Below are 21,404 nucleotides of genomic sequence, written 5' to 3'. Positions count from 1 at the left end.
GCATGCCAAGATCCCAAAAGATGGCATTACGGCATGCGCGATTAACGCCAGATAAGCTTATCGAGAATTTCTCAGGGTTCCAAATCCTTGGAAGGGTCCTGCAGGATCCAATGCCCCGGGTCCATCCCCGCGGTCAACTTGCGGGTAATTCGTCGAAGATCGTTAATGTCCTTGTCACTCAGGGATTCGAAGAGCAGCGCACGGACAGTTGCCACATGGTGGGGTGCCATGCGCACCACAGCCTGCCAACCAGCGTCGGTTAATGAGGCGATTTTCACACGGGCGTCTTCTTCGGACTGCTCGCGTGCCACCCAACCGCGGACCTCCAGTTTCTTCACCACGTGCGACAGGCGCGAGAGCGAAGCGCTGGTGCGCGATGCCAGCTTGGTCATGCTCATCTTTCGCCCCGTGGACTCCGAGAGCATCGCGAGCATGTGGTAGTCGAAAAGGGTAATGCCATCCAGAACCTGCAGGTCCGAATCGAGGGCGGCAGGCAGCAGCGTCAACACCGCATTCAGCCCCAGCCATGCTTCGCGCTCCTGCTCCGAAAGCCAAACCGGTGTCTCGCCCATGAAGTTGTCCCCTCTGTGGTCGTGCATCGCTCCCGCAGCATCAGCGGTGCGACGGTATTAATTTGCGGGCCGCAAGCGACCCACAGCAGCCCTTTCAACATTCCAAGGATGCGAAGCACCTCGCACTAAGGGGGAAGCATTTTGTCACTCTCTTGGAAAGAACGGTGCTGAGGGCTCCATAGTATGCGAATTTCTCCTCGGGTGACAGCGCAGAACAACGACAGATTCTCGCCGGGACGCCACAGAGGGAACCCGGGCGTGCCAGGTTCCCTCTGTAGCAGGCGTGTTTAGACCTTTTCCAGTTGCTTCTTCTTGCGGTAGCTGATGATCTGCCCGATGATCACCACCAGCAGGGCGACGATGAACATCGCCGAGCCGATCACGTTGGCCTGGGCGGGGATGCCGCGGGTGGCCGAAACGTAGATGAACTTCGGGAAGGTCTGGAAGTTGCCGGAGTTGAAGTTCGTGATGATGAAGTCGTCGAAGCTCATCGCGAAGCTCAGCAGCGCGGCGGCCACGATGCCCGGAAGCAGCAGCGGGAAGGTCACCTTCCAGAACGCCAGCCGCGGCGAGGCGTAGAGGTCGGCGGCGGCTTCCTCAAGCCGCGGATCCAGCGAGGACACCCGGGCGCGGACCGTGACGATCACGAAGGACATGCAGAACACGGTATGCGCGATCACGATGGTCCAGTAGCCCAGCTCCCATCCAAGGTTCAGGAACTGCGCCAGCAGCGAGGCGCCGAGCACTACTTCCGGGGTGGCCAGCGGCAGGATGATCAGCACGTCGGTCAGCTTGCGGAAGCGGAACTTGTAGCGCACCAGGCCCAGCGCGATGCAGGTGCCCAGCGCGGTGGCGATCAGGGTGGCGACGATGCCGACCTGCAGCGAGTTGGCCAGCGACTCGCACACCGCCGGGGCGCCGCACGGGTTCGCCCAATTATCCCAGGTGAAACCGCGCCATTCGAGGTTGGTGCGGCCCGCATCGTTGAACGAGAACACGAAGATGTAGACGATCGGCACCAGCAGGTAGACGAAGGCCAGGCCTCCGACGACGGGAACAAACCAGCGTCCCAATTTCATTTACATCAGCTCCTTGGTGCCGAAACGCCGGATATAGATCGTGACCAGGATCAGGATGGAGACCATGAGCACGAAGCTCAGCGCCGCCGCCCCGGGGTAGTCGATGACCTTGAAGAACCTGGAATCGATCACCTGGCCGATCATCGTCGTATTGCGGTTGTTGCCCAGCAGTGCGGAGTTCACGTAGTCGCCGGCCGCCGGGATGAAGGTCAGCAGCGTGCCGGCGAAGATGCCCGGGGCGCTCATCGGCAGCGTGATCCTGAAGAAGGAGTTCATCGGGCTGGCGTACAGGTCGCCCGCGGCCTCCAGCAATCGGGTGTCCAATCGGCCCAGGTTCGCGTAGATCGGCAGCACCATGAACGGCAGGAAGTTGTAGGTCAGTCCGGCGACGACGGCGAAGGGCGTCGCGGTCAGGTGCCCGTCGGCTGGCAGGATCGCCACGAACTTCAGCGCCTGGGCGATGAAGCCCTCGTCGGCCAGGATCTGCTTCCACGCCTGCGTGCGCAGGATGAAGCTGGAGAAGAACGGGGCGATCAGCAGCACCAGCAGGATGCCCTGCAGCAACGGCTTCTCGCGCAGCCGCACCGCCACCAGGTAGGCCATCGGGAAGCCGATCAGCAGCGCCAGCACGGTGGCGATCAGCGCGAACCAGAAGGAGCGCAGCAGCTCGGGCCAGTAGGCCGAGAGCACCGTCATGTAGTTGCCGATCTCGAAGCCCGGCACGAATTCGCCGATCTCAGCTCCCGGCGGCTTCACGTACAGGCTCATCGCCAGCAGCACCACCACCGGCAGCGCGAAGAACAGCGCCAGCACCAGCAGCCCCGGGGCCACCAGGTAGATGCCGGTGCGCCCCTTGCGGCGCTCGGCGCGGATCTCATCCTTGCTGCGCAGGTCGCTCAGGCCCGACTTGCTGATGGTCTGCGTCATTGCTCCACCCCCGCGTCCATGCGCTCGTCGCCGGCCAGGCCGAACGAGTAGTCGGCCTCCCAGTACAGGTAGACGGTGTCCCCCACGGCCGCCGGCTGCTGCCCGCGGTTCTGCGAGAAGGTGCCGATGCGCCCGATGCCCGGCACGTCCACCAGGTATTCGGTGGTGGTGCCGGTGAAGGACACGTCGATCACGGTGCCCGACAGCTCGTTGTGCGCCGCCCCGGAGGAGGTGCGGTCGATGGTGATCTTCTCCGGGCGCACGCCCACGACCACCTGCCCGCTGGTCTGCACCGCGCGGTCCTCGGGCAGCAGCACGCTGTGCCCGGCGACGTCGACCTCCAGCAGCCCGGAGCGCTTGCCGGTGACCTCGCCGCGCATCAGGTTCGACTTGCCCAGGAAGTTCGCGACGAACGCGGTGCGCGGCAGCTCGTAGAGCTCGCGCGGCGGGCCCATCTGCTCGATCCGCCCCTCGTTCATGACCGCGACGGTGTCGGCCATGGTCATGGCCTCCTCCTGGTCGTGGGTCACGTGGATGAAGGTCAGGCCCACCTCGGTCTGGATGGTCTTCAGCTCCAGCTGCATCTGCCGGCGCAGCTTCATGTCCAGCGCACCCAGCGGCTCGTCGAGCAGCAGCACCTGCGGGCGGTTGACCAGCGCGCGGGCGAGGGCCACTCGCTGCTGCTGGCCGCCGGAGAGCTGGGCCGGCTTGCGGTTGGCAAGATGCGCCAGCTCCACCATTTCCAGCCCGGCCTGCGCCTTGGCCATCGCTTCGGGGTCCTTCTTGCGCTTCAGCCCGAACGCGACGTTCTCCAGCACGCTCATGTGCGGGAACAGCGCGTAGGACTGGAAGACGGTATTCACCGGCCGCTTGTGGCTGGGCAGCGAGGTGACGTCCTCGCCGCCGATCGAGATGCTGCCCTCGCTGGGTGCCTCCAGGCCGGCGATCATGCGCAGCGTGGTGGACTTGCCGCAGCCCGAGGGGCCCAGCAACGCGAAGAACGTGCCGGAGGGGACCAGCAGGTCCAGGTCCTTGACGGCGACGAACTCGGCGAAGCGCTTCGTGATGCCGCGCAGCTCAAGGTCCGCCCCCGAGGTGCGGGTTTCTGGCAGGGTGGGTGCAAGATTGGCGTTCATACCCCGATCACTTCCTGGAATTGGTTCTGGAAATCTGTTTCTTCCTCCACCGACAGCTCGCGCTCGGAGCTGGTGTTGGAAAGGAATTCTTCGGTCGGGAAGATCAGCGGATCCTCCACGAGCTCGGGATCGAACTTCTCCATCTCCTCTTGGGCGCCGAGAACCGGGCAGAGGTAGTTCACGTAGGCGGCGACCTCCGCGGCCACGTCGGGCTGGTAGTAGAAGTCCATGAGCTTCTCCGCGTTCTTCTTGTGCGGCGAACCCATGGGCACCTGGAAGTTGTCGCTCCACAGCAGGCCGCCGCGCTCGGGCAGCGCGAACTCCCACTTGCCGCCCTCCTCGAAGTTCAGCTGCGTGATATCCCCCGAATAGGCCAGGCCGGCGATCGCGTCGCCGCTGATCAAATCCTGCTTGTAGGCATTGCCCTTGACCTGGCGGATCTGCCCGTTTCGGATATTACGGTCAAGCACTTCCAGGCTGCGGCCGAACTCGACCTGTCCCCAGGACCCGGCGATGTCCACGCCGTCGTCGAGCATCAGCATCGGCATCGTGTCGCGCATCTCGTCGAGCATGAAGATGCGTCCCTTGAGCTCCGGATCCCACAGGTCCTCGACGTTGCGCAGCCCCTTGGGGAACGCCTCCTTGTTCCAGACCAGGCCGGTGTAGCCGGACTGCCAGGTCAGGGACTTTTTGCGCCCCGGATCGAAGCGCACCTCCTGCAGCGCCGGCAGCAGGTTCTTGATGTTCGGGATGTTGTTGTGGTCCAGCTCCTGGGCGTAGCCCTGGCGGATGATGCGTTCGGTCATCCAGTCGCTGAAGACCATCAGGTCCTGGCCGATGTCCTGCCCGGCGGCCAGCTGGGCCTGCACCTTGCCGTAGTAGGAGTCGTTCGAGTCGATGTCCTCCGCGTACTTTGCTTTCAGCCCGCTTTCCTTCATGAAGCGCTGCAGCGTCGGGTAGTTCTTGGCCTTCTCGTCGTAGTCAAGGTACAGGGTCCAGTTGGCCCAGTTCACCACGGCTTCGCTGTCCGACAGGTCGGTGGCCGGGGCCAGCGCCGCGGCGTTGCCCGAGCTGGTGCCCTTGGTCCCGCAGGCGGACAGCAGCCCGGCCAGGGCCAGGCCCGCCGCTCCTGCCAACACCGAGCGGCGCGAAGCCTGCGCCTGCTCGATGCCCTGCAACAGCCGTCGGCGCTGGTTATTGATAGCGCGTTGGCGCGTCATGCCATGCTCCTATGAATCATGCGCCGATGGCACTTTGGAAATCTGCGGCGAAACTCGATTCCTCGTCCGCCTCCAGCGACCGGAAGACGTGGGCCTTGGCCAGATCCTCCTCGGCCGGGAAGATGAGCGGGTTCTTCATCAGCGACGGATCGATCTTCTCCATCGCCTCCTTGGCCCCGGTGACCGGGCAGATGAAGTTCACATAGGCCGCCACCTGGGCGGCGATCTCCGGCTGGAAGTAGTAGTCCATCAGCTTCTCCGCGTTCGCCTTGCGCGGGGAGCCGATGGGAACCATCAGGTTGTCGCTCCACAGCGTGCCGCCGGCCTCGGGAATCACGAATTCCCACTGGTCGTCGTTCTCGAAGTTCATCTGGACCAGATCCCCTGACCAGACGATGCCGGCGATGGCGTCTCCCGAGATGAAGTCTTCCTTGTAGGAGTTGCCCTTGACCTGGCGGATCTGGCCGCTGTCGATGTTCGCGCGCAGCACCTCCAAAGCCTTCTGGAACTCGTCCTGGCCCCACTGGCCGGAGATGTCCACGCCGTCTTGCAGCATCAGCAGGCCCATGGTGTCGCGCATTTCGTCGAGCACTGTGATCCGCCCCTTCAGCGCCGGATCCCACAGATCCGAGACGCTCTTCAGGCCCTTCGGGTATTTCGCCTTGTTCCAGGCGATACCCGCGTAGCCGGACTGCCAGGTCAGCGAGTGCTCGCGGCCCGGGTCGAAGTCCACGTCCTGCAGGCTCGGCAACAGGTTGGAGCTGTTGGGGATGTTCGCCAGATCCAGCGCCTGAGTGTAGCCCTGGCGGATCACGCGCCCGGCCATCCAGTCGGTCAACGTGAAGATGTCCTGGCCGATGTCCTGCCCCGCCTTCAGCTGGGCCTGCACCTTGCCGTAGTAGGTGTCGTTGCCGTCGACGTCCTCGGAGTAGTTCACCGTAATGCCGCTCTGCTTGCTGAAGGCTTCGAGCGTCGGATAGGTCTTGGATTTGTCGTCGTAGTCCAGATAGAGCGTCCAGTTGGCCCAGTTCAGCGTCGGATCCGATGCGGATACGTCGGTCACGGCCGGAGCAGGGCCCGCCGTGGCACCTCCGCCGCCACCGGTGCCGCAGGCGGCAAGCAGCCCGCCCAGGCCCAGTGCGCCGGCGGCGCCGAGCACCGAACGGCGGCTGAGGCTGCGCTGGCTCATGGCGTTGACCAGTGCTCGAATTTGTGGATCCTGCGGCGTCTTGTGCGAGTGCGACATCGGACCATCTCCCCCATTTCTCATCGCTGCATGTGCGATCGATCACACGATTCGTGTTGAGGAACATCCTGTCAGGTCGAGGTGGCGCTGACAAGACTCCGGCAAAAGATTCCACATTAAAATCCTCCCCATAGCGTCGAAAACTTTATTGATAAACCCCTTTCGCAACTGATTCGGTGGCGGTAGTGTCGTGGCTAACGCTGTTGAGACGAGGATGATCATGACACTGCCGCCACCGGCGAGCGCCGGCATCGACGAGATTTCCAAGGAGATCATCGAGCAGCTGCAGCAAGACGGACGCCGCTCCTACGCCGCCATCGGCAAGGCGGTGGGCCTGAGCGAGGCGGCCGTCCGCCAGCGTGTGCAGAAGCTCGCCGACAGCCAGATCATGCAGATCGTGGCCGTCACCAACCCGCTGGAGCTGGGTTTCACCCGGCAGGCGATGATCAGCATCGTCGCCGCATCGGACATCAGCTCCACCGCCGACAGGATCGCCGAACTGCCCGAGGTCGACTACTGCGTGGTCACCGCCGGCAATGCGGACATCCTGGCCGAGGTGATCTGCTCCAGCGACGAAGACCTTCTGCGGGTTATCAGCACCATCCGCGGCATCGAGGGTGTGCTCAGCACCAACACCTTCACCTACCTTTCACTCAAAAAACAGGAATACAACTGGGGAACACGATGAATACTCCACTTGGCACCGACCGCCAGCAAGCCGCCCGCGACCACCTCTGGATGCACATGGCCCGGCACTCCGGCCTGCACAACGGGGGCAAGGTGCCGATCATTTCGCGCGGCGAGGGACACATGATCTACGACGACGCCGGCCGCGGCTACATCGACGGCCTGGCCGGGCTGTTCGTCGTCAACGCGGGCCACGGCCGCGCCGAGCTGGCCGAGGTCATGGCCAAGCAGGCGGAGAAGCTGGCGTTCATGCCGCTGTGGTCCTACGCCCACGAGCCGGCCATCGACCTGGCCGAGCGGTTGGCAGGCTACGCCCCGGGCGATTTGAACCGCGTCTTCTTCACCACCGGCGGCGGCGAGGCGGTGGAATCCGCGTTCAAGCTAGCCAAGCAGTACTTCAAGCTCAAGGGCCAGCCGGGCAAGACCAAGGTCATCTCCCGCGCGCTGGCCTACCACGGCACCCCGCAAGGCGCGCTGGCGATCACCTCGCTGCCGGGGATGAAGACCCCGTTCGAGCCGCTGGTTCCCGGCACCTTCCGCGTGCCGAACACCAACTTCTACCGCGCGCCGGAGATGTTCTCCGAGAACGAGAAGGACTTCGGGCTGTGGGCCGCCGAGCGCATCCGCGAGGCCATCGAATTCGAGGGCGCCGACTCGGTCGCCGCGGTCTTCCTAGAGCCGGTGCAGAACTCCGGCGGCTGCTTCCCGCCTCCCCCGGGCTACTTCGACCGGGTACGCGAAATCTGCGACGAGTACGACGTGCTGCTGGTCTCCGATGAGACCATCTGCGCCTTCGGCCGCATCGGCGACATGTTCGCCTGCAACGACTTCGGCTACACCCCTGACATCATCACCTCCGCCAAGGCGCTGACCAGCGGTTACGTCCCGCTGGGCGTGATGATCGCCTCCGAGAAGCTGTTCGAGCCGTTCACCAAGGGCGATACCACCTTCTACCACGGCTACACCTTCGGCGGTCACCCGGTGGCCGCGGCGGTGGCGATGGCGAACCTCGACATCTTCGAACGCGAGGACCTGAACGGCAACGTGCACCGCAACGCCGACGCCTTCAAGTCCACACTGGAGAAGCTCAAGGACATCGACATCGTGGGCGACGTGCGCGGCGCCGGCTACTTCTACGGCATCGAGCTGGTGAAGGACAAGTCCACCAAGGAAACCTTCAACGACGAGGAATCCGAGCGGCTGCTGCGCGAGTACCTCACCCCGGCGCTGTGGGAGGCAGGCCTGTACTGCCGGGCCGACGACCGCGGCGACCCGGTCATCCAGCTCGCGCCGCCGATCACCATCGGCCAGCCCGAGTTCGACCAGATCGAGTCGATCCTGCGCTCGGTGCTCTCCGAGGCGTCCAGCAAGATCTAGTTGTATTACCTACGGAGGTTGAGAACACGATCAGCCGGCGCCAGACCCTTCAGTGCAGTATGTCCTCGACGGTAGTTGTAATAGTCTAACCACCCCTGGAACGCGGCAACCCGCTCGGCCTCCGTGCGGTACGGCCTGGCATACGCCCATTCCTCCAGCATCGTCCGGTTGAACCGCTCCACCTTGCCGTTGGTCTGCGGCCGATACGGGCGCGTGCGCCGGTGCTTCACCGCTGCCCCCAGCGCGTCCCTGAACGCGTGGGACCGGTAACACGCCCCGTTATCGGTGAGCACCTGACGCACCGTGATGCCCAGCGAGGCGAAGTAGGCGTTGGCCCGTTCCCAGAACCCGGCCGCGGTTTCCTTCTTCTCATCTTTCAGGATCTCGGTATAGGCCAGGCGCGAGTGGTCATCCACCGCGTTGTGCAGGTAGGCGTAGCCGGGCCTCCGGTTGGCCTCGGTCCGGGTTTTGTTCCGCTTCCCGGCCGCCCGGCCCAGTGCTTGGTGGCCGCCGCCGTCGGGGATCCGCCCGAGTTTCTTGATGTCCACGTGGATCATGTCCCCGGGCGCCTTGTGCTCGTAGCGGCGGATGCACCGGCCGGTAGCCCGGTCCTGGAAGAACAGGCGGGAGCACCCGTACCGGGAGAGGACCTTGTGCACGGTGGAAGGGTGGATGCCCAGGTGGTAGCCGATGCGGGCCGGTCCCCAGCGGCGGTTCACGCGCAGGGCGATGATCCGTCGTTCGGTGCGGGTGCAGGTGCGGTGCGGGCTGGTGTGTGGCTGGCTGGAGCGGTCGTGCATGCCTGCTGCGCCGTGCTCGCGGTAGCGGGTGGCCCAGCGGTTGGCGGTGCCGGTGGAGACTTGGAAGCGTTCAGCGGCGCGGCGCAGGGACCAGCCGTGCTCGACTATGCAGTGGGCGAGCAGGGTGCGGCCTTTGGGCGTGAGGGTGGCGTTAGGATGGGACATGGAGAAGACCTCTGGGTTGTCGTGAATGTTGTCGCAAACACCACTTCACTCAGGGGTCTTCTCTTTGTCACTTTGCCGCGCCGTGTGTTCTTAACCTATGTGGGTATTACATCTAGTTTCCACACCCTTGGGGCGCGGCCGGTGTAACCTGGCTGCGCCCGATTGGTGCTTTGTGGCCTGTGACACTACTGTGTGGATTAAGCAGCCATGGAAGCAGGAACGTCATGCTGGAACCGACCCGAATCACGCTCGCCCGCCACGCGGCGGGGTATAGCACCCTGGATCTCGCCCGCCTGGTTCAGGTCGGCGAATCCACCGTCCGCCGCTACGAAACCTGCGGCGCCCCCGAGGCCCTGGCCGGGCAGCTGGCCGGCGCGCTGGGCTGCGCCCCGGGCTACTTCCACCGCCCGCCGGCTGCCGGGATCGATGTCGAACGCATCTTCTTCCGCACCCCGCGGCGCATCAGCCGGGCGCAGAAAACCGCCTGCTCGGCGCTGGGCCGCACCGGGGTCGAACTCTACAACCTGATCACCGCCGACTACACGCTGCCGGACACCGAGGTGCCCGACTACACCGGGTTCGACCCGGAGGCCGCCGCCGCGCAGTTGCGCCTGGACTGGAACCTGGGCTGCGGGCCGGTGCCCGACCTGATCTACGTGCTCGAATCGCGCGGCGTGCGGGTGCTCAGCCTGGCATCCGGGACCAGCTTCAGCTTCTGGGAAGAGGGGCAGGCGTTCATCTTCCTGGCCGCCGGGGACCGCGCCGAACAGCGCCACCAGCTGGCGCACGAGCTGGGCCACCTGCTGCTGCACAGCGCGCTGGGAGCCGACGGGCATGCGGCGGCCGAAGCCGAGGCGGAGCAGTTCGCCGCGCGCCTGCTGCTGCCGGCGCTATCGCTGCAGGCGCGCATGGGCGACACCCTGCAACTGCCGCAGCTGCTTGACCTGCAGGAGCTGTTCGGCGTCCCGGCCCGGATCATCCTGTCCCACGCCCGCGAATGCGGCATGCTCGGCGACGCCAGCTACAGCTGGCTGGTGCAGGAACTGGCGCTGGAACCGGCGCCGCGCCGCGCCCCGCTGGCCTCGCGGGTGTTCTCCCTGGTGTTCCCGTCGCTGCGCGGCGAAGACCGGCTGGATACCGCGCGGATCGCCGACACCCTGGGGGTGCCTGCCCGCACCCTGCACGAGCTGACCTTCGGACACGCCTTCATGGTGCTGCCGGGGCTGCGGGACGCCGCGCCGCGGGGCATGCCCGGTCACCTGCGCGCGCTGTCCTAGCGCGGGCGCCACCCTAGCGGTGCATGCCTGCCCGGACTAGGCTGGGCATTCCAGGCGGTGGCCTGCCGCCCGGTCTCGAAAGGGTACTGCCATGGACATCAACGCCGCCAAGGCCCGCGAACTGGCCGAAGAATCCCGCGAACAGGGCTGGCAGCGGCCGAGCTTCGCCAAGGGCATCTACATGGGCGAGGTCGACTTCTCGCTCATCGAACCGCTGCCCGCCCCCGATCCGGAAGCCGCCGCCCGCGGCGCGGCCTTCATCGCCGAGCTGGAGACGGTGCTGGACGGGTTCGACCCCGGGCGCATCGAGGCGGATTCCCGGGTGCCCGACGAATACATCGCTCAGCTGCGCGAGGTGGGCGCGTTCGGCATGAAGATCCCCACCGAGTACGGCGGGCTGGGGCTGAGCCTGCTGGACTACGGCCGCGCACTGATGCGGGTGGGCTCGGTCAGCCCCGCGGTCGGCGCCCTGCTCTCCGCCCACCAGTCCATCGGCGTGCCCGAGCCAGTCAAGTCCTTCGGCACCGAGGCGCAGAAGCGCGAGTACCTGCCGCGCTGCGCCGCCGGGGCGATCAGCGCCTTCCTGCTCACCGAGAACGACGTGGGCTCGGACCCCGCGCGGCTGGGCACGCGTGCGACGCTGAGCGAGGACGGCGCCTACTACACCCTGGAGGGCGCGAAGCTGTGGACCACCAACGGGGTGGTCGCCGAGCTGCTGGTGGTGATGGCCGCCGTCGAACCCCACGAGGCCTGCGGCGAGGTCCCGGCCGGCAAGGGCGGGATCACCGCGTTCATCGTGGAGGCCGACGCGCCGGGCATCACCGTGGAGAACCGCAACGCGTTCATGGGCCTGCGCGGGATCGAGAACGGCGTGACCCGCTTCGCGCAGGTGCGCGTGCCGGCCGCCAACCGGCTCTCGCGCGAGGGCACTGGCCTGAAAATCGCGCTGAGCACCCTGAACACCGGGCGCCTGTCCATCCCCGCGATGTGCGCCGGCGCCGGCAAGTGGGCGACGAAGATCGCGCGCGAATGGTCCGCCGCCCGCGTGCAGTGGGGCCACCCGATCGGCGAGCACCAGGCCGTCTCCTCCAAACTCGCCTACATCGCCGCCAGCACCTACGCGCTGGAGGCGGTGTTCGAGGTCAGCGCGCTGCTGGCGGACGCGGGCATGAAGGACGTGCGCATCGAGGCGGCGCTGGCCAAGCTGTACTCCTCCGAGGTCTCCTGCCGGATCGCCGACGAGCTCGTGCAGATCCGCGGCGGGCGCGGCTACGAGACCGCCGCCTCCCAGGCCGCCCGCGGCGAGCGCGCGGTCCCGGTCGAGCAGCTGCTGCGCGATCTGCGCATCAACCGCATCTTCGAGGGCTCCACCGAGATCATGCACCTGCTCATCGCCCGCGAAGCCGTCGACGCGCACCTGCAGGCCGCCGGCGCGCTGGCGGTGGCCGACTCCACGCTGGCGGAAAAGGCCGCCGCGGCGCGCGAGGCCTCCGGATTCTACGCCCGCTGGCTGCCCAAGCTCGTCGCCGGCGCCGGCAGCCTGCCCGGCACCTACTCGGAGCACGGCCCGCTGGCCAAGCATCTGCGCTACATCGAGCGCACCAGCCGCAAGCTGGCCCGGCAGACCTTCGCCGGCATGGCGCGCTGGCAGGCAGGGCTGGAGAAGCAGCAGGTGTTCCTGGGGCACATCGTGGACATCGGAGCCGAGCTGTTCGCCATGGCAGCGGTAATCGCCAAGACCTCAGCTCTGCTGGATTCCACCGCCCCCGAGCGCTTCTCCGCCGAGACCCTGGCGCAGGCGTTCTGCGAACAGGCCACCCGGCGCTGCGAGGACCATTTCGAGCACCTGTGGGACGGCACCTCGCACGACGACAAGGTCGCCGAGGACCTGCTCGACGGGGCCTACCTCTGGCTTGAGGAGGGTGTGCGCGACGTGTCCGAGGGCACCGGCCCATGGATTGCGCCGTGGTCCGAGTCCGGGCGCGCGGACGTCCGCCGTCTCTACGGAACGGCGGACTAGCTGCCACGCCCCTGGCCGGCTAGTACCTGGTCCCGGCGGAGATGCCTCCGTCGACCGCGTACTCTCCGCCGGTGCAGAAGCTCGATTCGTCGCTGGCCAAAAAGAGGATCAGGCCGCTGACCTCTTCCGGCCGGGCGAAGCGCTCAAGCGAGTTGCCGGCCAGGTCCTCCTCGGTGAGCGGGCGCAGCGCCTGGGTCAGCGCCGTCGCGACCGCGCCGGGGTGCACCGAGTTGACCCGGATACCGAAGTCGGCCAGTTCCAGCGCCGCGGACTTAGTCAGCCCGCGCAGGCCCCACTTCGACGCGCAGTAGGCGTGCCGGTTCGGGTAGCCTTCCAGTCCGGCGGTGGATGACACGTTCACGATCGAGGAAGCTCCTGACTTCTTCAGCTCGCGCACCGCCGCGCGCATGCCCAGGAAGGCGCCGGTCAGGTTGATGTCCATGACCCGGTTCCAGCTTTCCAGCGTGGTGTCTTCCAGCGGCGCGTCGTCGTGGATACCGGCGTTGTTCACCAGCACGTCCAGCCCGCCGAATTCCGCCACGGCTTGCGCCACCGCGGCCTCCCAGTCCCCGGCGTCCGCCACGTTCAGGTGCGCGTAGCTGGCGCGGTCTCCGAGCTCGGCCGCCAGCGCACGTCCTGCTTCGTCGTTGATGTCAGCGAGCAGCACGGTGGCGCCTTCCGCGATGAAGGCGCGTGCGTGCGCGGCACCCATCCCCGAAGCCGCTCCGGTAATCAGTGCGCGTTTTCCTGCAAGTCTCATGCGTTGCTTCTTTCCGTGTGGAGTTGCCGTCGTTCCGGAGGGAAGGCCCGGCGCCCGTCCGGTCCTTGGCGGCACCGGAAAACCCTGCAGCGGGAAGGACGCCCGCCGTCTCCCGGTTCCGCACGTCCGGGCACGGGGTGTGTTCCACCAAACCATCCACCTGAGACACGGTCAATCCACCCGGCGCGGCGTCGAGTGACTAGACGAAAACCGGAATTTGTCTAGCATGGGGTCATGTCACCGTACCGAAATGCCGTTGCGACTCCGTCCCTGCGCGCACGCCAGAAGGCAGCGACCCGTGAGCTGATCATCGACGCGGCAGTGGTGGTTTTCGCTGCCAGGGGCTATGAGAACAGCCGGATCGACGAGGTGGCTTCCTGCGCCGGAACAAGCCGGGCGACTTTCTACCTGCACTTCCGCCGCAAGAGCGATCTGCTTTTCGAGCTGAGACACCGAGCGGAACAAGATTTCGAACCTGACTACCGGAAACTTGTTTCGCTGCTGCGCGATCCCCGGGTTGAAGAAATCCAGCAGTGGCTGCTCCGGGGATTGTCCCGCTGGTCCGAAGCAGCGGTACTGATGCGCCCGGTCTTCGACGCCGCAGACCAGGACCGGATGCTGGCCAAACAGCTGCTGCCGGAGACTCTTCCCGGCTCGAAGCCGCTGGCCCGGGCCCTGGTCGATGCCGAGGTGTGCCCCGATGAATCGACCGCCGACGCCATGGCCATGGTTTTCATGGCACCGCTGTTCATTGCTTTCCGGCGACGGGCGTTCGGCACGCCGGTCAATGAGGAACGGCTGGCGGTTCTCACCGCGCAAAGCTGGACCGCCATGGCCGTGGAACATCTTCGGCCGGGCTCGGCGAACCACTAACGAATGCCTTGGCCACAGCCTGGGACGCGGTCACCCCGTAGTTCTAACCAGCCGCCATCTGATCGGAATAGTAAACTTTTCAGAAAAACAAGATAGTGGGTCGGTGTCCGTTTGTGCGAGCTACCGGCGGGAATAGGCAGGTTAGCGGTTCTCCGCTCGCGCGACTTTCCTTGATCGTCATTGCTTCGCTGGATGATTCGGTTCTCGCCAGAGTTGTCACGTTCTCCCGGGGGCGCCTCGGATCACTGCCATCGTCCCGTCTTCAGGAGCATATGCCCGTGTCCGGCAATCGAGCGATCTATTCGGGATGCCCGCTCCGTAGCAAGGTTTGCACTGACTGAGAGCGTCTTGCGGCCGACTAGCACCGCACTCACCGAATCGGCAGCTTCTACCGCTTCGGGCTTCCAGACGGCGTTTGGGGTCGCACCGTCGATGGTATCCACACCCACTGCCATGCGGGCTGTTGTGCCCTTCGAAGCCGGTCAAGCTTTGCGCCTTCGACTTTGCTCGGCCGGGGCGGTAGCTGGGCGCGATGTGTTCGTGCACCGATTCACTGCCGCGACGTCGGACCAATTTACGCCCGGACGACGTGCACGGGCATTCCCCCGAATGGCTGGACGGGTTCGAGGGCACCGGCATGACCACGAGCGCCGGGTCCCTTCTGAAAAGTTGATCCGGGATTTTCCGAGTCCGGCCGTGCAACCCCGGTTCCGTTGCGGGGCCAACGTCAGCGATCCTTTCAGGACCTACGGGTCAGCGATGCTGGCGTCCAGTCTGCCCGCCCGCCACAGCACCGTGGCCTGCCGCGCCCACTCGGCCAACCGCAGGGCTTCAGAGGGCGAGAAGAAGTAGGTGTTGAACTGCAGGCGCTGCTCTGGGTCCAGCTCCCTGGGCAGCAGCACCATGGGACGCGAGCCCTTGACCTTCACCGCGTGGAACAGCCCGCAATGCCGGGCGATATGGTGGATTTCGCAATACAGGTCGCTGGTCTCGATGTCGGTGCGGCCGCCGAGCTCCCACTTGTCCAGATGGTCCAGCTCGCAGCGGTGCGCCGGCATGCTGCACCCCGGATAGGCGCAGCCGCGGTAGGCGGCGCGGATCGCCCGGGCCTGGGATTTGGAAAACAGCCTTTGGGTGCGCCCGAGATCCAGGATGCGGCTCTTGCCGTTGAGCACCACCGGGTACAGCCCGGCGTTGCACACCATGGCGCGTGCCTGGCCCGCCGGAATCGGGATGCCTGAGGTGCTGACCGCGAAGTCCCGGCCGGTTTCGAGCATCTTGTCGTAGTCCAGCAGCACACCGATCTGCGGGGTGATCACCGCGTGGCCGTCGGCCGCCAGGGCGCCCGGTCCGTTGGCCTGCAGCACCGCCATCAGACCCAGCAGATGCCGCAATTCAGGGCGCAGATCCTCGAAGGGACCGGGAACCGCCGCGTCATTCGCAGCCGTTCGCGCCGTGCCGCCAACTGCGCCGGGCGGGGTTCCGGAAGGTGCCTCGGCGTCCGTGCCGGGTTCGCGGTCTGCTTCCCGGCGGTTTCCGCACTCGTTGTCGTCATCCTCGGGGCAGATATCCGCATCGAAGCCGCTGGGGCAGTCGTCGTCGGGCGTTTCGTCTCCGGTGCCGTCGGTGAAGTGGTCGCCGGCGGAGTGGTCGCCGGTGGGGTCGTCGTCAGCGGAGTCGTCGGCTGCGGAGCCGGCCTTGGCCCAGTCCGGCATGGTGGACTCGTCGTCCCAGCCGGGGGCGGAGTCGTCGTCGGTGAGCGCGGCGGCCTGCTCGGCGAGCGCGTCGCGGTTGCCGGCCATGGTTTTAGGGTTGTCGACGGCGCGGAAGATGGCGTGCATGGTTTCGCCCTGCGAGGGCAGCAGCTTGACCAGGAAGCGCTCCAGCCCGTTGCGGATGCCCAGCGGGTAGACACCGATCTGCGAGAGCAGGGCCTCGGGCGGGCGCCGCTCCCCCACCGCCTGGGCGACCAGCGCGGAGATGTGCTTGCGCGCGGTGGCCGGCTGGCTGCGGATGAGTTCCAGCGAGAGCTCCTGGAGTTCGGCCCGGGTCTGCTCCGCCTCGGGCCCGGTCCCCAGGTCCTTGTCCGCGGCCCTGATCTTGCGGGCAGCGGAGATGACCAGGCGTGGGTCGGTGTCCGGATCGTCGAAAGCTGCGGCCAGCACCGGCAGCGCGGGGCCGGCCGGCTCGCCGGCGTCGGTGACCTGTGCGATCAGGCTGTCGGCGGCGGCCAGGCGGTCGCGGGCGGTGGAGACCGGCACGTTCAGCCAGCCGGCCAGCAGGTCCAGCGCCTTCTTGAAGTGGGTGCGTGCGACGGTGGTGCGGCCGGCGGCGGCCTCGACGTCCTGGGGCGTGGGCTCCAGGCCCCCGTCGGCGATGGCCTGCAGCGAGTCCGTGTCGAGCTTGTGGGCGCCGGTGCGGCGCACGGCTTCCGCGGCGCGCAGCTGGGCGCGGCTGAGCTGCTGCGCGAGGTGCTCGATGAGCAGCGCCGCATAGGCGGCGTGCCCAGCGGGGACGTCGGGGTCGGACAGGGCGCTCACCGCCGATCCGAGCAGCCTGTCCGCCTGGGACAGGTTCATCAGTGCTTCGCTGCTGGTGCTCATGGATCCAGCGTGCCCGGGCGGCGGCAGGCTCGGGGCGACAGTACTGCACGGTGGGGATAAACCGGTGCACGGTGATTTCCGGCGTGCCTCGCCCTGTAACAGGCGTGCGGGCTTGGACACGTACGCTTAGCCGTGCATGCGGTACCAGAGCAGCGCCACCTGCAAGCTGGCGCGGGACTCGGCGGATTCCAGCGAGACCCCGAGCTTGTCCTCCAGCTTGGCCAGCCGGGCGTAGAGCGTGGGGCGCGAGAAATAGCCGGCCTTGGCCAGGGCGGACTTGTTGCCGCCGTGGGCCAGGTAGAGCTCCAGCAGCTGCAGCCCGTCCTCGTCGAGCGGGGAAAGCAGGCCGTCCAGCTCGGTGTGCGCGAAGGCGCGCAGCCTGGCATCGGCGCCCATCGCGGAGAGCACCCCGCGCAGGCGCAGGTCGGCGAAGCGGTAGTAGGGCTGGGCGCGGGTGGGCAGGTGCGGGACGATGTGCGCGACGTGGGCGGCCTCGTCCAGCCGGGCCAGGCAGGCGGCCAGCGGTCCCTCCGCGGCGACGCCGATCGCCACCGGCTCGGCCAGCTGCTCGGCCAGCCGGCGGGTGAAGCCCTGCAACGCGGAGTCCACCAGCTCGCGGGCGCGCACCGGCAGGATGACCGCCAGGTAGCCGGGTTTCAGCGACCCGGCGAGCACCCCCAGGTGCAGGGTGTCGGCCAGCTGCTCGATGACTTCCAGCGCGGCGCGCTCGGCCAGCTGGGTCTCCGTGGGGGTGCGCTCCCCGGCAGCCAGCGAGAGCACCAGCGGAACGTAGTAGGGCGCGGCGTCCAAGCCCAGGGACTGGGCGCGCACCGCGATCTCCTTGTCGCCGTAGCCGTGCGCGGCCTGCAGCTCGTGCAGCATCGAGGTTCGCGCCTGGTAGAGCAGTTCGCGGTCGTCGCGCCCGGAAAGCCGGGCGATGGTCAGCGCCTGGCCGGCGCGCTCCAGCACCAGCGCGGCGTTGGCATCGTCCTCCAGCGCGGCCGGGACGATGAGCCGGCCCCAGCGGCGGCGGGCCGCCCCCACCGGGGTTTGCAGCCAGTTCTCGGCGCCCGCCGAGCGCCCGGTGTGCTCCAGGTAGCCGACGAAGCGGGAGCGGGAAATCCAGTCGTCGAGATCCGCGTTCGCGTGGGCGAGGACCAGGTGGCGCACGTCCTCGAGCACCACCGGAGCGTCAAGCAGCTCGGCGGTGCGCTCGACGATGGCCTGCTCGTCGGCCTCTGAGAGCGAGAGTTCGGTGTAGATCTCGTGCACGCTGCGCGAGAACTGCAGGTCTGCCAGCTGCTGGGCGACCAGCTTCTGGTGGATGACCTCGGTGATGGCCACGAAACGGACCTTGCGGCGCAGCCTGATGACGGGGAACCCGAGCCCTGCCACCTGCAGTTCCGCTTCGCCCGGTGCCTCGATGATCACGCCCGCCGCGCCGGCGTCGCGCAGTTGTTCCAAAAAGCCGCGAACGTCGGTCACGTTGCGCAGCGTGGTGAGCACCAGCTCGCGGCCGAAGAGCAGGTCAACGTTGGATTCCGACTCGGTGACGTGCACCCAGCGCAGCTCCGCGTCCAGCCCGTCGGCGCACAGCAGCTGCGGATCGGCCTCCTGCACCACCGGCAGGGCCAGCACGTCGTTGACAGTCAGCATCCTCGCACCTTTACACATCGTCGCAGCGTCACGATAAATCATTACATACTGCCTGTGTCGCAGGCCATGTTCGTGCCCGATGATGAATTCAGGAATCCATTCGAGGACAACAAGGAGCCACGATGAACACGACGCTGACATCAACCCTGCAGCACTGGATCGACAACGCCAACTACGTTGCAGACGACCGCACCGGCAAGGTCTACAACCCTGCCACCGGCGAGGTCGCCCGCGAGGTGGCACTGGCCTCCAAGGCAACCACCGAGGCAGCGATCGCCTCCGCGCACGCAGCCTTCCCGGGCTGGCGCGACACCTCCCTGGCACGGCGCACCGCCATCATGTTCCGCTACCGCGAGCTGCTCACCGAGCGCAAGGGCGAGCTGGCGGCGATCATCACCGCCGAGCACGGCAAGGTGCTCGACGACGCGCTGGGCGAGGTCGCCCGCGGCCTGGAGGTCGTGGAGCTCGCCTGCAACGCGCCGTACCTGCTCAAGGGCGAGTACTCGGAGAACGCCTCGACCGGCGTCGACGTGCAGTCCATGCGCCAGCCGCTGGGCGTCTCGGCCATCATCTCCCCGTTCAACTTCCCGGCCATGGTGCCGCTGTGGTTCTTCCCGGTGGCCATCGCCTCGGGCAACACCGTGGTGCTCAAGCCTTCGGAGAAGGACCCGTCGGCCGCCAACTGGATGGCCGAGCTGTTCGCCGAGGCAGGCCTGCCTGCCGGCGTGCTGAACGTCGTGCACGGCGACAAGGAGTCGGTCGACACCCTGCTGAACGACGAGCGCATTTCCTCGGTCTCCTTCGTGGGCTCGACCCCGATCGCCCAGTACGTCTACTCCACCGGCACTGCCAACGGCAAGCGCGTGCAGGCCTTCGGCGGAGCGAAGAACCACATGCTGGTGCTTCCCGACGCAGACCTTGACCTGGCAGCCGACATGGCGGTGAACGCCGGCTTCGGCGCCGCCGGCGAGCGCTGCATGGCGATCTCCGTGGTCGTTGCGCTGGAGGGCATCGCCGATCAGCTGGTCGCCAAGATCGCCGAGCGCGCCAAGACCCTGCGCGTGGGCGATGGCACCCGCGGCTGCGACATGGGCCCGCTGATCACCGGCGAGCACCGCGACAAGGTCGCAGGCTACATCGACGCCGGCATCGCCGCCGGGGCCACCCTGGCCCTGGACGGCCGCACCGGTACGGTGGACGCCGACGGCGAAGGCTTCTTCCTGCACCCGACCATGTTCGACAACGTCACCACCGACATGAGCATCTACACCGACGAGATCTTCGGCCCGGTTCTGTCCGTGGTCCGCGTGGAGTCATTCGACGAGGGCGTCGAGCTGATCAACTCCTCGAAGTACGGCAACGGCACCGCGATCTTCACCAACGACGGCGGCGCCGCCCGCCGCTTCGAGAACCGCATCCAGGTGGGCATGGTCGGCGTCAACGTGCCGATCCCGGTACCGGTGGGCTACCACTCCTTCGGCGGCTGGAAGGCCTCGCTGTTCGGCGACCAGCACGCCTACGGCCCGGAGGGCTTCAAGTTCTTCACCCGCAACAAGGTTGTCACCAAGCGCTGGCTGGACCCGAGCCACGGCGGCATCAACCTCGGCTTCCCACAGAACGACTAGGACCAATGACTACCGAAATCAGCGACATCACCAGCGAGCAGATCGCAGCCGGCCAGCGTGCCCACGAACTTGACCGCGAGCACGTTTTCCACTCCTGGCAGGCGCAGGGCCCGTTCAACCCGATGACGATCCTGAAGACCGAGGGTTCGTACGTGTGGGACGGCGAGGGCAACAAGCTCATCGACCTCTCCAGCCAGCTGGTGAACACGAACGTCGGCCACCAGCACCCGAAGGTCGTCGCGGCGATCATCGAGCAGGCGGGCAAGATCGCCACGATCGCCCCGCAGCACGTGAACGACGCTCGCTCCGAGGCGGCGCGGCTGATCGCCTCGCACACCCCGGGCGACCTGGACAAGATCTTCTTCACCAACGGCGGCGCCGACGCCAACGAGCACGCCATCCGCATGGCCCGCGTGCACACCGGCAAGCACAAGGTGCTCTCCGCGTACCGCAGCTACCACGGCGGCACCCACCTGGCGGTGAACGTCACCGGCGATCCGCGCCGCGTGGCCTCGGACAACGCCTCCGACGGCGTCGTGCATTTCTTCCCCGCCTACCCGTACCGCTCCTACTTCAACTCCACCACGGAGGCCGAAGAGACCCAGCGCGCGCTGAAGCACCTGGAAGACACGATCATCCTCGAGGGTGCATCGAACATCGCCGCCTTGGTCCTGGAGTCGATCCCGGGCAGCGCAGGCATCTACGTGCCGCCGGCAGGCTACATGGAAGGCGTGCGCGAGCTGACCCGCAAGTACGGCATCGTGTTCATCGCCGATGAGGTCATGGCGGGCTTCGGCCGTTCGGGCGAATGGTTCGCGGTGAACCACTGGAACGTTGTTCCGGATCTGATGACCTTTGCCAAGGGCGTGAACTCCGGCTACGTGCCGCTGGGCGGCGTGGCGATCTCCCCGCAGATCTTCGAGACCTTCCGCGAGCGCGTCTACCCGGGCGGGCTGACCTACTCGGGCCACCCGCTGGCTTGCGCGGCAGCGGTTGCCACCATCGAAGCGATGGAGGAAGAGGACCTGGTTGCCAATGCCAAGCGCTTGGGCGATGAGATCATCGGCCCGCGCCTGGCGCAGTTCAAGGCCGACCACCCGTCGGTGGGCGACGTGCGCGGAACCGGCGTGTTCTGGGCGATCGAACTGGTCACCAACCGCGAAACCCGCGAACCGCTGGCCGCCTACGGCGGCAGCTCGCCGGAAATGAACCAGGTCATCGCCGCGGCCCGCGCCGCAGGCCTGCTGCCGTTCGCGAACTTCAACCGCCTGCACGTGGTGCCGGCGCTGAACATCCCGGACGACGTGCTCATCGAGGCGCTGGACAAGCTGGAACAGGCGCTCGTCGTCGCCGACGGCTTCGTCAAGTAGCCGACCCCGCA

At 66.8% G+C, this 21,404-nt stretch carries 17 protein-coding genes; 7 read left to right on the top strand and 10 right to left on the bottom strand.

Features of this window, described 5'->3' with window-relative positions; genetic code table 11:
- Nucleotides 1–71: 71 nt before the first annotated feature.
- From ATC04_RS04715 to ATC04_RS04690, 6 genes are all read right to left on the bottom strand, one after another.
- A complete protein-coding gene (locus ATC04_RS04715; protein WP_047120879.1) occupies nucleotides 72–572 on the bottom strand; it encodes a MarR family transcriptional regulator in 501 nt (166 codons plus the stop codon).
- 287 nt (nucleotides 573–859) lie between these two features.
- Nucleotides 860–1,651: an ABC transporter permease gene (locus ATC04_RS04710; RefSeq protein WP_047119911.1), complete on the bottom strand. Its 792-nt coding sequence runs from the start codon at nucleotides 1,649–1,651 to the stop codon at nucleotides 860–862.
- The gene (locus tag ATC04_RS04705; protein WP_047119912.1) at nucleotides 1,652–2,578 is read right to left on the bottom strand and encodes an ABC transporter permease; all 927 of its coding nucleotides are present in this window, start codon (nucleotides 2,576–2,578) and stop codon (nucleotides 1,652–1,654) included.
- Entirely contained in the window at nucleotides 2,575–3,714 is a 1,140-nt protein-coding gene (locus ATC04_RS04700; protein WP_047119913.1) for an ABC transporter ATP-binding protein, read from the bottom strand. Before ATC04_RS04700 ends, ATC04_RS04705 begins: the two co-directional genes overlap by 4 nt.
- Nucleotides 3,711–4,934 (bottom strand): spermidine/putrescine ABC transporter substrate-binding protein, encoded by a 1,224-nt coding sequence (locus ATC04_RS04695; RefSeq protein WP_047119914.1) that lies wholly within the window; start codon nucleotides 4,932–4,934, stop codon nucleotides 3,711–3,713. The genes ATC04_RS04700 and ATC04_RS04695 overlap by 4 nt, the downstream gene beginning before the upstream one ends.
- Before the next feature lie 16 nt (nucleotides 4,935–4,950).
- A complete protein-coding gene (locus ATC04_RS04690) occupies nucleotides 4,951–6,180 on the bottom strand; it encodes a spermidine/putrescine ABC transporter substrate-binding protein (RefSeq protein ID WP_047119915.1) in 1,230 nt (409 codons plus the stop codon).
- 220 nt (nucleotides 6,181–6,400) lie between these two features.
- Between ATC04_RS04690 and ATC04_RS04685 the strand changes: the two genes are divergently transcribed.
- Together ATC04_RS04685 and ATC04_RS04680 are read left to right on the top strand one after the other, a co-directional pair.
- A complete protein-coding gene (locus tag ATC04_RS04685; RefSeq protein WP_047120880.1) occupies nucleotides 6,401–6,868 on the top strand; it encodes an Lrp/AsnC family transcriptional regulator in 468 nt (155 codons plus the stop codon).
- The gene (locus tag ATC04_RS04680; protein ID WP_047119916.1) at nucleotides 6,865–8,244 is read left to right on the top strand and encodes an aspartate aminotransferase family protein; all 1,380 of its coding nucleotides are present in this window, start codon (nucleotides 6,865–6,867) and stop codon (nucleotides 8,242–8,244) included. The genes ATC04_RS04685 and ATC04_RS04680 overlap by 4 nt, the downstream gene beginning before the upstream one ends.
- Before the next feature lie 5 nt (nucleotides 8,245–8,249).
- Here ATC04_RS04680 and ATC04_RS04675 read toward each other — a convergent pair whose 3' ends face one another.
- Nucleotides 8,250–9,209: an IS481 family transposase gene (locus tag ATC04_RS04675; protein ID WP_047119917.1), complete on the bottom strand. Its 960-nt coding sequence runs from the start codon at nucleotides 9,207–9,209 to the stop codon at nucleotides 8,250–8,252.
- A gap of 224 nt (nucleotides 9,210–9,433) precedes the next feature.
- On the opposite strand from ATC04_RS04675, the gene ATC04_RS04670 reads away from it, so the two are divergent.
- Nucleotides 9,434–10,486 (top strand): XRE family transcriptional regulator, encoded by a 1,053-nt coding sequence (locus tag ATC04_RS04670; protein ID WP_047119918.1) that lies wholly within the window; start codon nucleotides 9,434–9,436, stop codon nucleotides 10,484–10,486.
- 91 nt (nucleotides 10,487–10,577) lie between these two features.
- Nucleotides 10,578–12,506 (top strand): acyl-CoA dehydrogenase family protein, encoded by a 1,929-nt coding sequence (locus ATC04_RS04665; protein ID WP_047119919.1) that lies wholly within the window; start codon nucleotides 10,578–10,580, stop codon nucleotides 12,504–12,506.
- Between the two features lie 19 nt (nucleotides 12,507–12,525).
- On the opposite strand, the gene ATC04_RS04660 is transcribed toward ATC04_RS04665, so the two are convergent.
- Nucleotides 12,526–13,266 carry a glucose 1-dehydrogenase gene (locus tag ATC04_RS04660; protein WP_047119920.1) on the bottom strand — a complete coding sequence of 247 codons (741 nt, stop codon included), beginning with the start codon at nucleotides 13,264–13,266 and terminating at the stop codon, nucleotides 12,526–12,528.
- Between the two features lie 234 nt (nucleotides 13,267–13,500).
- Here ATC04_RS04660 and ATC04_RS04655 point away from each other — a divergent pair, with 234 nt between their 5' ends.
- A complete protein-coding gene (locus ATC04_RS04655; protein ID WP_052772467.1) occupies nucleotides 13,501–14,139 on the top strand; it encodes a TetR/AcrR family transcriptional regulator in 639 nt (212 codons plus the stop codon).
- Between the two features lie 746 nt (nucleotides 14,140–14,885).
- On the opposite strand, the gene ATC04_RS04650 is transcribed toward ATC04_RS04655, so the two are convergent.
- Nucleotides 14,886–16,742 carry an HNH endonuclease signature motif containing protein gene (locus tag ATC04_RS04650; protein WP_047119921.1) on the bottom strand — a complete coding sequence of 619 codons (1,857 nt, stop codon included), beginning with the start codon at nucleotides 16,740–16,742 and terminating at the stop codon, nucleotides 14,886–14,888.
- Nucleotides 16,743–16,868: 126 nt separating this feature from the next.
- Nucleotides 16,869–18,398, bottom strand: coding sequence for a PucR family transcriptional regulator (locus tag ATC04_RS19215; RefSeq protein WP_052772468.1), 1,530 nt, complete (start codon nucleotides 18,396–18,398; stop codon nucleotides 16,869–16,871).
- Nucleotides 18,399–18,520: 122 nt separating this feature from the next.
- On the opposite strand from ATC04_RS19215, the gene ATC04_RS04640 reads away from it, so the two are divergent.
- Together ATC04_RS04640 and ATC04_RS04635 are read left to right on the top strand one after the other, a co-directional pair.
- Nucleotides 18,521–20,023 (top strand): CoA-acylating methylmalonate-semialdehyde dehydrogenase, encoded by a 1,503-nt coding sequence (locus tag ATC04_RS04640; RefSeq protein WP_047119922.1) that lies wholly within the window; start codon nucleotides 18,521–18,523, stop codon nucleotides 20,021–20,023.
- Between the two features lie 5 nt (nucleotides 20,024–20,028).
- Complete coding sequence (locus tag ATC04_RS04635; protein WP_047119923.1) at nucleotides 20,029–21,393, top strand: aspartate aminotransferase family protein; 1,365 nt, start codon at nucleotides 20,029–20,031, stop codon at nucleotides 21,391–21,393.
- The last annotated feature ends 11 nt before the right edge of the window (nucleotides 21,394–21,404 follow it).

Source organism: Arthrobacter sp. YC-RL1 (genome assembly GCF_001454985.1).
Taxonomy (GTDB): Bacteria; Actinomycetota; Actinomycetes; order Actinomycetales; family Micrococcaceae; genus Glutamicibacter; species Glutamicibacter soli.
The sequence above is the reverse complement of the archived record's forward strand: the minus strand, read 5'-3'. Positions and strand labels throughout refer to the sequence as shown.